Below are 14,327 nucleotides of genomic sequence, written 5' to 3' on the forward strand. Positions count from 1 at the left end.
TAAATTTAAAGATAAAAAAATGAAAAAGCATTACTTCTATAGCTTTGTTTTTTTGAGTATGTTTTTAATGTCAGCAACTATGTTTTCCCAAAATTTGTTGTCAAACTCAAAATATCAAACAATAGTTGAAGACTATTTAAAGCAAAATAAAAATGAATTCAATCTTTTGGAAAACGATTTTAATGATATTATTATCGATAAAGAAGTTTTTTCTAAGAGTACCAAGCTTACCCACTTATATTTAAATCAGCGATATCAAGGGATAGAAATATTCAACGCTACGTCTAGTTTAGCAATTAAGGACAATAGTGTTTTTTATTATGCGAATAATTTTGTGGCCAATGTTGCTAGTAAAATTAATTCAACATCGACACAATTATCAGCAGAAGAAGCCATTTTTCAAGTGGCATCTAAATTAAACTTAGGACGTGTTACAGGTTTAGAAAATCTAGAAAAAGAAGGTTTTAAATATTTGTTTTCTAAAGGAGGTATTTCTAAAAATGATATTCCTGTTAAATTAGTTTTTTTCTTAAGTGAAGATAATAATTTAAAGCTATCTTGGGACTTAAGTATACACACTTTAGATGGGCAAGATTGGTGGAGTGTTAGAGTAGATGCTTTGTCGGGAGAGATTCTTGATAAAACAAATTGGATGATAAAATGCAAATTTGGTGAAGATCATACATCTCATAGGCATTATACTACGAATGATTTAGAAAACAAAACATCAACATTTAAGTTATTTAATGAAGAAAGCTTTATGGTTGATGGATCTCAATACAATGTTTTTGCGTTACCTGTTGAAAGCCCAAATCACGGTGATAGATCAATAGTTTCTGAGCCGGCAGACCCAGTAGCATCTCCATATGGGTGGCATGATGTAAATGGTTTTCCAGGTGCAGATTTTACAATTACTAGAGGCAACAATGTATTGGCAAGAGAAGATGTTAATGGTAACGATGGTACTGGGTATTCATCTGATGGAACAAGTGCTTTAAATTTTGATTTTCCACTAAATTTAAACCAAGAACCAATAGGATATCAAGATGCTTCTCTAACAAACTTATTTTATATTAATAATATGATGCATGATATCTGGTATCACTATGGTTTTGATGAGGTTAGTGGTAACTTTCAACAGAAAAATTATAGTAATGAAGGCGCCGAAAATGACCAAGTTTTGGCTGATGGGCAAGATGGAAGCGCTTTAAATAATGCTAATTTTGGGACACCACCAGATGGGACTAATCCTTACATGCAAATGTTCTTATGGAGTGCGTCTTATGACCCAGAACCATTAACAATTAATACAGGAGCTTTAGCAGGAAGTTATTTGGCAGCCTATCCAGCTGAAGGAGCAGGAAATAATATAACTGGACCTTCTACAACTCCTGTGACTGCTGATTTAGTTTTAGTTAATGATGGCTCAACAGCACCAACAGAAGCCTGTAGTGCCCTTGTTAATTGGGGTCAAGTTAGTGGTAAAATTGCTGTTATTAAAAGAGGGAATTGTTCATTTGTTGAAAAAATTCAATTTGCTCAAAATGCTGGAGCTGTAGGGGTAATAATGGTAAATCATAATAACCCAGACAACGACCCGAATTATACAGAGTATGTAAATATGGCAGGAGAATCTACTCCAGCATTTACCATACCTTCTATTTTTATTAATAATGCAAATGGCGAACCTATTATAGCAGCTTTGCAAAATGGGGATGTAATTAATGCAACAATAGTTAATACTAGTATATATGAAAGAGATGGCAGCTTTGATAATGGTATTGTAGCTCATGAATATGGCCATGGAATTTCTAATAGGTTGACAGGTGGCGCTAATAATTCAGGGTGTTTAACTAATGATGAACAAATGGGTGAAGGATGGTCAGATTGGTTTGCTTTAATGGTAACTATGACATCAGATGATGTGGCTGAAGATTTAAGAGGTATTGCTACATATGCCGATGGTCAAACGGCCTCGGGAATAGGTATTCGTCCAGTACAGTATACAACAAATATGTCTGTAAATAACTATACTTATGGTGCTACAAACGACGATACAGTTATTGGAACAATAGGAGGAGAACCAGTAGGTTGGAATGAAATAGTCCATAACGTAGGTTTTGTTTGGGGAACTGTATTATGGGATTTAACATGGGCTTACATAGATAAATATGGTTTTGATTCAGATTTATACAACGGAACAGGAGGTAACAATAAAGTTATGCAAATAGTAATAGATGGTCTTAAGTTGCAACCATGCAGCCCTGGATTTGTTCAAGGTAGAGATGCTATTCTAGCGGCAGATATGGCTTTAACTGGAGGAGAAGACCAATGTTTAATTTGGGAAGTTTTTGCTAATAGAGGGCTAGGTGTTAATGCTTCTCAAGGGTTTCCTACTATCATGACAGATCAAGTGGAAGATTTTACCATGCCAGATGAAAATGATCCATCATTAGCTAATTGTACAACCTTAAGTGTTGGTGAGTTTAACCAAAGCAATTTTAAAATTTATCCAAACCCAACAGATAATAATATTAACATAAAAGTTAATAAAAGCTTTGGTAATGTTAAGGTGACACTTTTCGATATTAATGGTAGAAAAGTGCTTTCTCAATCAGGGGAACTTAATAATATTATGACTTTAAATGTTAACAATGTTCAAACAGGAATTTATGTGTTGAATATTGAAGGAAATAATATTAGTATGAATCATAAGGTAATTATTAAGTAATTATTTCTTTAAAATTTGTTTCAAAAGGCAGCTGTTTTCAGCTGCCTTTTTTATTTTTACATTTATGGAAAATCCGTTTAACGATGAATATTTTATGAAAAAAGCTCTTCAGGAGGCAGAAGTTGCTTTTGATAAAGGTGAAATCCCTGTAGGAGCAGTTATTGTTGTTAAAGATCGTATTATAGCAAGAGCTCATAATTTAACAGAAATGCTTAATGATGTTACTGCCCATGCTGAAATGCAAGCTATAACAGCTGCAGCCAATTTTTTAGGCGGAAAATATTTAAAAGATTGCACATTATATGTCACCTTAGAACCTTGCCAAATGTGTGCAGGAGCTTTGTATTGGAGTCAAATAAGTAAAATTGTTTATGGTGCAAGAGATGAACAGCGTGGTTGTATAAACTTAAATACAAAATTACATCCGAAAACTACAATAGAAGGCGGAGTCTTGGAAAGTGAAGCATCTCAACTTATGAAACAGTTTTTTATAGAAAAACGTAATTTAAATTAAAGCCATAAAAAAACGCCCAACAAAATGTTGAGCGTTGAAACTGTAATAAGATATATAGATTAGATTACTTCCACGTTGGCAGCAACCATTCCTTTTCTTCCTTCTTCTTCAGAGTACTCTACGTTATCTCCTTCACGTAACTCTACGCCATTAAGGTTAGAAACGTGAACAAAGATGTCCTTTCCTGTTTCGTCGTTGGTAATGAATCCGTAACCTTTCGATTCATTAAAAAATTTAACTGTTCCAGTCATAATAAAAAAAATATAAATAATTAAAGCCCAAAGGTAGGCTTTTAATTAATACGTAATGTAAAGAAATCGTTTTATTTTAATTTTCTGAAAATCAGTATTTATGACGTTTTTGATTTTCACGCATTTTATCAATGTTTTCCTTGGTAATCATATAGTCTTTAATGTCTTTGTCTTTCCAACGATAGTAAGAGAATAAAGGGAAAACTACAAAGAATAAGCCTGCTACACCTAAGCCAATATATTTTGGGTTATCAACAATATAGCCAGTAACTATTCCAGTTAAGGAAACTAAAAATACTATTCCGGTTATAATTTTAATGACTTTCATTTATGATGTAAAGTTAATTAATTCTCTGCGATAAGCTGTTAATAGTTTAGATTTCGATACAAAACCAAGATATTTTCCTTCTTTTATAACGGGTAAATTCCATGCACCAGAGTTTTGAAATTTCTTCATAACGCGATGCATGTTATCTTTTTCGTAAATAATGTAATCTGGTGGGTTGTGCATAAACGTTTCTACCGAAGTGCAATTGTATAAGGTTTGGTCAAACATCACGTTTCTAATATCATCTAAAAGAATAATACCTACTAGCTGTTCTTCAGAATTAATAACGGGAAACAGATTTCTGCTAGATTTTGCCACACCTTTATGCAACATATCTCCTAAAGTCATTTCCGGTGATAGTTTTATAAAACTGGTTTCAATAACATTATCAATGTTCATTAATGTAAGGACACTTTTGTCTTTATCGTGCGTTAATAATGCGCCCTTTTCGGCCAATTCTCTAGTGTAAATAGTATATTCCATGGCATTTTTAGTGAGAATAAAGGACATGGATACAGTAATCATTAACGGAACAAAAAGCGCATAACCGCCAGTAACTTCAGCAATAAGAAAAATAGCCGTTAAGGGGGCGTGCAATACACCTGCGATTAATCCAGCCATGCCAACTAGCGTGAAATTAGCTTCTGAAACATGAAACCCAAACCCTATGTTGTTTATTATTTTGGCAACCACATTACCCAAAGCACTTCCCATAACCAAAGTAGGAATAATAATTCCACCTGTCCCGCCAGCAGCAAAAGTTGTGGTCATGGCTATCGCTTTAAAAACAGTAATACCAAAAAGTAGCGTAATAACAACCCAAATATTGTCAATATAGTCATCAAAAGGCGTTTTTCCCAATGCCGATAGATGATCGCCAGCAAGCAAGTTGTTTATGAATCCAAAACCTTCACCATATAGCGGCGGAATAAAATATAACATGATCCCTATGGCCAAACCACCAAAAATCAAACGCTGTTTGGATGTTTTAAACCGATTGAAAAACTTGAGAACAGCAAAATATATTTTTGAAAAATATATGGAGCCAAATGCTGTGCCAACACCTAAAATTAAATAAAATACCGTGTCTTTTAGCGCAAATGTATCGGTAACTTTAAAGTTGAATAATACCTCATTACCTAAAAAGAAATATGATGTTAATACTGATGACACTGATGCAATTAATAAAGGAAGTAACGATGCAAATGTAAGGTCTAAACTAAACACTTCGACAGCAAATACGATTGCTGCAATAGGCGATTTAAAAATAGAAGCAATGGCTCCAGCCGAAGCACAAGCAATCAACAATGTACGTGTTTTTTTGTCTATATGGAAGAGGCGTGATAAATTGGAACTTAACGAAGCACCAGACACAATTGCTGGGCCAAGTAATCCAACAGATCCACCAAAACCAACGGTTAAAGGAGCTGTAATTAATGGATAATAAATTTTCTTATAATTTAGAATGCCGCCTTTTTTTGATAGTGAAAATAACACAGAAGGAATGGCATGTTCAATAGGACGTTTCGAAATATATTTTACAAATAAGAAAACCAATAATAGCCCAATAACTGGTAATATAAAATACAACTGGTTTTGCGAGAAAACAATACCTTTTTCTAAAAGCGCTTCAATACTAAAGGTGATGTTTTTTAGGGTCACAGAAACCAAACCAGCCAAAAGCCCTACAAGAATACTTAGTAAAAAGACAAAGTTTTTTTGAGAGATATATTTATACCTCCAGATTAAAAACCGTTTTAAGTATGAATTGTTCTTTGGCATAGATTAAATCTACTAAAAAATCCTGCATTTAGCAGGATTTTAATACTTTATGATTGTATATCTACTTTTAGATGAAGCTCGTTGAGTTGCTCATCATCAATTGGAGCAGGAGCGTCTATCATGATGTCTCTTCCGGCATTGTTTTTTGGGAAGGCAATAAAATCACGTATAGTTTCTTGGCCACCTAAAATAGCGACTAACCTATCCAAGCCAAAAGCAATTCCACCATGTGGTGGCGCGCCATACTCAAAAGCATCCATTAAGAAACCAAATTGTGCTTTGGCTTCTTCAGGAGTAAATCCTAAGTGGTCGAACATGATGGCTTGTGTGTCTTTATCAAAAATTCTAATGGAACCACCACCAATTTCGTTTCCGTTTAATACCAAATCATAAGCATTGGCTTTAACATCGCCAGGGGTTGTGTTTAGCAATTCTAATTGTCCTGGTTTAGGAGATGTAAATGGATGGTGCATGGCATGGTAGCGTTGGGTATCTTCGTCCCATTCTAATAATGGGAAATCAACAACCCAAAGTGGTGCAAACTCATTGGCTTTACGTAAGCCTAAACGCTCTGCTAGCTCCATGCGTAACGCACTTAATTGCGCTCTCACTTTATTTTTATCGCCAGAAAGCACACAAATTAAATCGCCAGCTTTGGCTCCTGTAGCTTCGGCCCATTTAGCTAAATCATCTTGGTCGTAAAATTTATCTACCGACGATTTAAAGCTGCCATCGTCGTTACAACGGCAATAAACCATACCTAAAGCACCAACTTGAGGGCGTTTTACCCAATTAATGAGTTTGTCTATTTCTTTTCTTGAATAAGAGTTTCCTCCAGGAACAGCGATTCCAACAACCAATTCGGCTGAATTAAATACGTTGAAGTCTTTGTGTTGAGCCACAGCATTCAATTCGCCAAACTCCATCCCAAAACGAATATCTGGTTTGTCGTTACCATACTTGCGCATAGCGTCGTCATAAGTCATTCTTGGAAATTCAGCAACGTCAACCCCATTAATTTCTTTAAGTAAATGGCGTGTTAAGCCTTCAAAAGTATTTAAAATGTCTTCTTGCTCTACAAATGCCATTTCACAGTCTATTTGTGTGAATTCTGGTTGTCTGTCGGCACGTAAATCTTCATCTCTAAAACATTTTACTATTTGGAAGTATTTATCCATGCCACCAACCATAAGCAGTTGTTTAAAAGTTTGTGGCGATTGTGGAAGCGCATAAAACTGGCCTTCGTTCATACGGCTTGGTACCACAAAATCTCTAGCGCCTTCTGGTGTAGATTTGATAAGGTAAGGCGTTTCTACTTCAATAAAATCTTCTGAAGATAAGTAACGTCTTACTTCTTGGGCTACTTTATGTCTAAAAACTAAACTGTTTTTTACAGGATTACGACGAATATCTAAATAACGATACTTCATACGTAATTCGTCACCACCATCGGTATCATCTTCAATAGTAAAAGGTGGTAGTTTGGCTTCGTTTAAAATAGTAAGTTCTTTAACTAAAATTTCAATATCGCCTGTTGGAATATTAGGGTTTTTAGAAGCACGTTCAATAACGGTTCCCGTAACTTGAATAACAAATTCACGACCTAGTTTTTGTGCTTGCGCCATAATGGTTTTTGGCGTGCGCTCTTCATCAAAAATAAGTTGAGTAATGCCGTAGCGGTCGCGTAAATCTACCCAAACCATAAATCCTTTATCACGAACTTTTTGTACCCAACCAGATAGGGTAACTTCTGTATTTATATGTGATGCTCTTAATTCACCACAGGTATGACTTCTGTACATAGTTTTATTTTATGATGTGCAAATTTAAGGAAGTTAAATGATTATCAAATAAAAAAGCCTTGGCAATTACCAAGGCTTTTTCGCTATTAATCAAACTACTCTAAACTAACTTAGAGAAGTACTTTCATCTAATTCTTCAACAACTGAAGTTGTTTTTCGTCTTAACCACATTTTAAATTTAGTAACTAAGAAGAATAATACGGGAACAATTATTAAGGTTAAGAAGGTGGCAATTAATAAGCCGTAGATTACTGTCCATGCTAATGGTCCCCAAAAGACAACGTTATCTCCACCCATATAAACATGGGCATCAAATTCTTTAAATAATGTAAAGAAATTAATATTTAATCCAATAGCTAATGGTACTAATCCTAGAATTGTTGTAATGGCTGTTAATAATACTGGGCGTAAACGTGCTTTACCTGCTTGGACAATACTTTCAAATAGGTCGCTTTCTTTTAGGTAATCGTTATCCTCTAAGTTTAAATTGACTTTTTTACGATCAATTAGTAATTGCGCATAATCTAGAAGGACAACACCATTGTTTACCACAACGCCAGCAAGCGAAATAATACCTACCATAGTCATCATAATAACAAAGGCACTTCCTGTAATTACAATACCGCCAAATACGCCTATTAAACTTAAGAAAATGGCTAACATAATAATAGCTGGTTTAGAAATGGAATTGAATTGGAAGATTAAAATGAAGAAAATTAATCCTAATCCTGTAAAAAATGCCCCCATTAAAAAAGCCATTTGTTTGTTTTGCTCTTCAATTTGTCCTGTATAGTCAACTTTTATGTTTTTAGGCATATTGGTATAACCCAACATTTCATTTTGAATTTGATTTACCACAGCACCAGCATCGGTATGACCAGGAGCTAATGCAGAGTATACGGTAACAACACGTTTGGTATCTTTATGTTTAATGGCACTAAAACCAGAAGTGTTTTCGGCATGAGCAATGGCAGAAACAGGAATCTCTTTTATTTGCCCGCTAGCCATATCTCTAAAAGTGATTTTTTGATTAAATAAAGCACTTTTGTTATAGCGGTTATCTTCGTTAAATCTTACATAAATATCATAATCATCGCCACCTTTTTTGTAAATACCAGCTTTCGATCCGAAAATAGAATTACGTAATTGTTGCCCAACTTGAGAAGCACTAACGCCAAGTTCTCCAGCCTTTTCACGATCAACAACAACGCGCATAACAGGTTTGTCTTTATTAACATCTATTTTAAGTTCATCAATGCCAGCAATGTTTTTGCTGTTGATAAACTCCCGCATATTTTCGGCTGTGTTGATAAGCTCGTTGTAATCATCGCCTTCAAGCTCAATATTAATTGGAGAGCCTGCAGGTGGTCCAGCGGCATCTTTTTCAACTGAAATTAAAACACCAGGGTAAATCCCCACAAGTGCTTTTTGTACTTTCTTTAATAGGTCTTTACTATCTTCTCCACGACGATATTTGTACTCGCGCATGGATGCTGTAATTTTGGCTTTGTGAGGCATTTCGGCAGCCGATCCCATATCGGTCTGTGGGTTGCCAGCACCTTCACCAACTTGCGATACAGCACTTTCTACCATAACGTTATAGTTACCATCTTTATATTGCTCGTCATCCAAGACATCAAAAACAATCTTTTCAATTTCTTTAGTAATGGCATTGGTTTTTTCAATGGCAGTACCTTCAGGATATTCTATATAAACAATAATTTGATTAGGGTTGTTATCTGGGAAAAACTCTACTTTGGTACGTTGAGATTGTAGTGAGGCGCCAAACGCTATGAATGATACAATAAGTAAAACAAAGGTTCCAATACTAAAAGCGTAGGGACGCCAGCCTGTTAATGCAAATCGTAATTGTCTTTCATACCAATTTTCTAATATTACTAAGAATTTGGTTTGAAATATATTGGCCCATTTGCGTAAAAATAAACGGTATACCCAAAGCATAATAGCCGTAAATACCATTAACGATCCAAGGGCACGATATTTGCCTGCAATAAAGTAAACAATAAGCCCCAAAATAGCCATGACGCTTGTTGTAATAATGATACGTTTTAGAGGCATATCTTTGTCTTCAACACTCATAAATTGAGAGACTAATACCGAGTTGAAGAAAATAGCAACAAATAAAGAAGACCCTAATACAATGGATAAGGTTTGTGGTAAAATCATCATAAACTCTCCCATGATACCTGGCCATAGCCCTAATGGAATAAATGCTGCTACAGTTGTTGCAGTTGAAATAATAATAGGAAAGGCAATTTCACCAATTCCTTTTTTGGCGGCTTGAATGCGGCTCATACCTTCTTCATCCATTAAGCGATAAACGTTTTCAACAACTACAATACCGTTATCAACTAACATACCTAGCCCCATAATTAAACCAAACAGTACCATGGTATTTAAGGTAATGCCAAACATATTTAAAATCATAAGCGACATAAACATGGACATGGGAATAGCAAATCCTACAAAAATGGCGTTTTTAAATCCTAAGAAGAACATTAGTACGGTAACAACTAGGATAACACCAAAAATGATGTTGTTTACTAAGTCGTCTACTTGACCAATAGTTACTGAAGATTGGTCGTTTGTAATGGTAACATCTAAGTCTTGAGGGAATTCGTTGTCTATTGCTTCTTTTACAATAGTATGAATTTGCTCTGCAGCATGGACCATGTTTTTACCAGCACGCTTTTTAACGTCTAGCATAACAACGGGATGACCATACTCTCTAGCATAGGTGGTTTTATCTTCTTCCTGAAAACGCACAGTAGCAACATCTTTTAAGTAGATAGGATTGTCGTTTTCAGATTTTACAACAAAGTTTTCAAGTTCTGAAGGTGATTCTATTTCACCTAAAATACGAATGGTTCTACGTTGTCCGCTGGCTTTAATATTTCCAGCCGACATGGTTACGTTGCCGCCATTTATGGCATTTATAATATCGCTAAAAGTTACTTTTGCAGCTGTCATTTTATAAATATCAACAGCAACTTCTACCTCTTTTTCTTGAGCACCACGAATGGAGACTTCTTTAATTTCTAGAAGGTCTTCAATTTCATCTTCAAGGTATTCACCATATTCTTTAAGTTTATCTACAGGATAATCACCAGAGATATTAATGTTAAGAATAGGCATTTCTTCTGAAAGGCTCAACTCGAACACATCAGGCTCCACTTTGGCGCCGTTGAAGGTAGGCCAATCTTCGCCCGAGGTTTCCGATTCTATTTTATCTTTTACTTTTTGCTTGGCTTGTTCAACCGTAATGTTTTCATCAAACTCTACAATAACCATTGCGTAGTCTTCGGCAGAGGTAGAGGTGATTTCTACAACATTACTAACGGTTTTTAATTCGTCTTCAAGAGGGTCTGTAATAAGTTTTTCAATGTCCTCGGCTGTGTTGCCTGGGTAAACGGTACTTACATAAATTTTGGTTTCGTTTACTTCGGGGAAATTCTCGCGCGGCATGTCGAAAAATGCCGAAACACCAAGGTAAAAGAATACTAAAATAAGGACATATATGGTTGTTTTGTTATTAATTGCCCATGAGGACAATTTAAACTCTTTATCCACTTTTTTTTGTCTATCGGTCATAATAAATCTTTAATCAGTGGTTAATTAATTGAATCGGTTTTAAAATTAATTACCTTAACAGGTTGTTTGTCTTTTACACTTCTGGCGCCTTCTTTTATAATTTCGGTTCCTGTTTTTACACCTGAAAGCACTTCAATGATGTCGCCCTGAGTTCTTCCTGTTTTTATAATAACTTTTTTGGTAACGCCTTCATTTTTATTGTTTTTGTTTTCAACAATGTAAAGGTATTGTTCACCTTCAGCATTTTCCGAAATAACACTTTGAGGCACGAGAAAGGCGTTTTCGTTTGTGTAATCGTTAATTTTTAATTTAGCTGTAAGGTTTGGTTTTATGGTTTTGTCTTTATTAGGTAAGCCAACTTCTACTTTAAATGTTCTGTTGGCAGGATTAATAAAATCGCCAGCTTGGCGCACTTTAGTTTCTACTGATTGTCCTAGTACTGGGAACTCTACATTAACATGCTTACCTTCGGTTATATCTTTTACATAACGTTCTGGAACATTGGTTTCAATATACATGTTACTTAAGTTTACAATACGCATAAGAGGTGTTTGTCCAGCAGCAACGACGCTTCCTTTTTCTGTAATAACGTCGTCAATAGTTCCAGAAAATGGAGCTTTTACCGTAGTTTTTGCTACTTGTTTTTTAAGTTGATCGACAGCTTTTTGTTGCGCTTCGTAATTAGATTTTGCTTGTAAAAATTGGATTTCGCTACCTATGTTTTGATCCCAAAGTCGCTTTTGACGTTCGTAAGTTGTTCTTGCTAATTCGGCTTGTATTTCAAGCTGTGATAATTGCTGGCTTAAGCCACCATCGTCTATTTTAGCTAAGGTTTGTCCCTTGTTTACTTTTTGTCCTTCTTTAACATAAACATGCGTTAAAATGCCATTGTATTCTGGTGTTATTACCAATAGGTCTTTAGTGGTAACATTTCCTTGAACTTCAAAATAGTGATTAAACACTTCTTCTTTAGCTATAAATGTGGTAATTAATGGCGCTTTTTTAACAGTATCTAATTTAGCGATGGCTTTATCTAGTTGTTTTAGTTTATCTGTAGCGGCATGTTGCTCGGCAACAACTTCTGTACGTTTTTTTCGTAATAACTCAAGGTTGTTTGAGTTAAGAACGTTTTCCATGGAGTTTTTCTTCTTTTCGCCACCACAAGAGGCTAAAATTAAAACAGTAATTGTAAGGGTGAGTATTTTTTTCATGATGAGGTGTTACTTAGTTAGTTTAATTGTACTGTATTTAAAACAGTTTCTAGCTCGGCTTTAGAGTTTATAACATTAAGCATTGCTTGTAAAAACTCTTGTTGCGCTGTATATAATTGTGTTTGTGCTTGACGTAGTTCGAAACTAGAACCAACACCTTCAAAAAATTTGGTTTGGTTTTTACGTTCTATACGTTCGGCAAGGTTTAGGTTTTCTTTTTTATTGTCGTATTCTTCAATAGCAAATTGATATTCACTTTTAGCATTGGCTATTTGAAGTTTGAGTTGCTGTTCGGTTTCGGTTAAATCGGCCTTGGCTTTTTCTAGGTTTATTTTAGCACGTTGTGTAGAGGCACTTCGCATACCAGAACTAAAAATAGGAATGTTAAGGCTTACGCCAAAAAGGGATGATCCAAACCAATCTTGATCGCTCTCTAAAAACGAAAACTCATCACCAAAAGCGGCGTAGCCACCATTAATAAAGGCGTTAAGCGTTGGTAAGTATTTGCTTTTCTCTAATTTTACCAATAACTCTTTTGAAATCATATCGTTTTCAGCAATTTGATAATCGATTGTGTTTTCTACGGCATCGTCGGCTTCTAATAATTCAAGATTAATGTTTTCTGCTGTTAGAGTTTCTAAGTTATCGGTTAAAGTGGTTTCAGAATTTAAGTCAACACCTAAAGTAATGTTTAGCATTTGATAGGCTAGTGTTTTAAGTCGTTTGGCATTGCTTAAATAACTTTCCAAGCCAGATAACGTTATTTTTAATTGCTCGACGCTTTCTTCTTCTTCCAGGCCATTTTCGTAGATTTTTATGGTTTCATTTAAGCTTTCGGAAACGACATCTATGTTACGGTTAGCTATGACAATACTTTCTTCTGCTAGAAGCACATTCCCGTAAGCATCTATAACTGCTTTTCTAACTTCTAAATCGGTTTTATTTTTAGCGTTTTTTGATATTTGTAAATACACTTTGGCCGATTGTAATCCCACTAAATAAGAACCATCAAACAGCAATTGAGAAAGCGTTGCGGTAGCATTTACATTTTGTTTGGTGCCAAATCGTAAAGGGATAAATCCACTTGGCGAATTAACTTCGGTGTTGTTTCTAACGACGCCATCAAAATAGGTGTCTACAATATCAATAGTGCTTTGGGTATTGTCAAAGGCAGAAGCGGGAAGTAATTGCACTTGCTGTTTTAGCCAGTTTTGATAGTCTATCCCTGCATTTAATTGTGGCAATCCTGTTGCTGTAGTTTCCCACTTTTGTTTTTCGGCAACTTCTATGTCGCGTTCAGCATTTTTTACGGCACGGTTGTTTTCTAGAGCAAAACTAATAGCTTCTTGTAAGCTAAAAGTATAGCTGTCTTTCTCTTGTGCAATAGATGATGTGGATAAGAGAATTCCTAAAAATATGATTAGGTATTTAGTCATTAATTATTGTTTTGATTGATTTCTAAATAGTTGTTTAAATAGGCAATACCTTTAGATGTGCAAATACCTCGTAAATGATATTCTAAATAATTCTCCATAAGCATTTGCATTGAAAAATGTTCCAAAGGAAATAGTGTTTTATCTTTTAAGGCCATCATGCAGTTAAAGTAAATTTTTGAAATAAACCCGACATTTAAATCGTCTCTAAATAGCCCCATGTTTTTACCGCGTTCTAAATTGCAGCTTACACAATCCTGCATGACACAATATTGTTTGTCTTTAATGTCATGAAATATTTTTGGGTAATATTTTTCTAATTGAAATTGCGGAGACGATTTTTCATCTTTTAAATTTTGCATTAAAAACCGTTTTATTTCATAAATCTCATCAATAGGATTTTTTTCTTGGTCTCGAATATCTTCAATACCGCTTGAAATAGTTTGAAATAAATACTGTACAGTTTCTTCTACCAATACCGTTTTATTAGAAAAGTATTGATAAATGGTTTTTTTAGAGATGCCTTGAGCATTGGCAATATCATCCATAGTCACGCTCTTAAACCCATAGTTTAAGAATAAATCAACGGCCGTTTTTAAAATATTCTGTTTCATAATTCTTGGCAAATCTACGGCAGGAAACTTTAAAAACAAAAAAAGTTTC

At 34.9% G+C, this 14,327-nt stretch carries 10 protein-coding genes; 2 read left to right on the forward strand and 8 right to left on the reverse strand.

The genetic code is table 11. From position 1 onward, the window contains the following. Positions 1-58: 58 nt before the first annotated feature. Both EJA19_RS07505 and EJA19_RS07510 read left to right on the forward strand, forming a co-directional pair. Positions 59-2,731, forward strand: a complete 2,673-nt coding sequence (locus EJA19_RS07505; RefSeq protein ID WP_262706695.1) for a T9SS-dependent M36 family metallopeptidase — start codon at positions 59-61, stop codon at positions 2,729-2,731. A gap of 64 nt (positions 2,732-2,795) precedes the next feature. Next, entirely contained in the window at positions 2,796-3,245 is a 450-nt protein-coding gene (locus tag EJA19_RS07510; protein ID WP_125467748.1) for a nucleoside deaminase, read from the forward strand. Between the two features lie 59 nt (positions 3,246-3,304). On the opposite strand, the gene EJA19_RS07515 is transcribed toward EJA19_RS07510, so the two are convergent. The 8 genes from EJA19_RS07515 to EJA19_RS07550 form a co-directional block, all read right to left on the reverse strand. Next, the gene (locus EJA19_RS07515) at positions 3,305-3,496 is read right to left on the reverse strand and encodes a cold-shock protein (RefSeq protein WP_125467749.1); all 192 of its coding nucleotides are present in this window, start codon (positions 3,494-3,496) and stop codon (positions 3,305-3,307) included. A 91-nt stretch (positions 3,497-3,587) separates the two neighbouring features. Continuing rightward, complete coding sequence (locus EJA19_RS07520) at positions 3,588-3,824, reverse strand: hypothetical protein (protein ID WP_125467750.1); 237 nt, start codon at positions 3,822-3,824, stop codon at positions 3,588-3,590. Continuing rightward, on the reverse strand, positions 3,825-5,606 hold the full coding sequence (locus tag EJA19_RS07525; RefSeq protein WP_125467751.1) for a chloride channel protein: 1,782 nt from the start codon (positions 5,604-5,606) through the stop codon (positions 3,825-3,827). It lies immediately after the preceding gene. A 47-nt stretch (positions 5,607-5,653) separates the two neighbouring features. After that, the gene (aspS, locus tag EJA19_RS07530) at positions 5,654-7,408 is read right to left on the reverse strand and encodes an aspartate--tRNA ligase (protein ID WP_125467752.1); all 1,755 of its coding nucleotides are present in this window, start codon (positions 7,406-7,408) and stop codon (positions 5,654-5,656) included. A gap of 105 nt (positions 7,409-7,513) precedes the next feature. After that, positions 7,514-11,020, reverse strand: coding sequence for an efflux RND transporter permease subunit (locus tag EJA19_RS07535; RefSeq protein WP_125467753.1), 3,507 nt, complete (start codon positions 11,018-11,020; stop codon positions 7,514-7,516). Positions 11,021-11,040: 20 nt separating this feature from the next. After that, a complete protein-coding gene (locus tag EJA19_RS07540; RefSeq protein ID WP_125467754.1) occupies positions 11,041-12,231 on the reverse strand; it encodes an efflux RND transporter periplasmic adaptor subunit in 1,191 nt (396 codons plus the stop codon). 17 nt (positions 12,232-12,248) lie between these two features. Continuing rightward, the gene (locus EJA19_RS07545; protein WP_125467755.1) at positions 12,249-13,667 is read right to left on the reverse strand and encodes a TolC family protein; all 1,419 of its coding nucleotides are present in this window, start codon (positions 13,665-13,667) and stop codon (positions 12,249-12,251) included. Beyond that, complete coding sequence (locus tag EJA19_RS07550; protein WP_125467756.1) at positions 13,667-14,278, reverse strand: TetR/AcrR family transcriptional regulator; 612 nt, start codon at positions 14,276-14,278, stop codon at positions 13,667-13,669. Before EJA19_RS07550 ends, EJA19_RS07545 begins: the two co-directional genes overlap by 1 nt. Positions 14,279-14,327 lie beyond the last annotated feature (49 nt).

Origin of the sequence: Mangrovimonas spongiae (genome assembly GCF_003944795.1) — a bacterium.
Lineage (GTDB): Bacteria > Bacteroidota > Bacteroidia > Flavobacteriales > Flavobacteriaceae > Mangrovimonas > Mangrovimonas spongiae.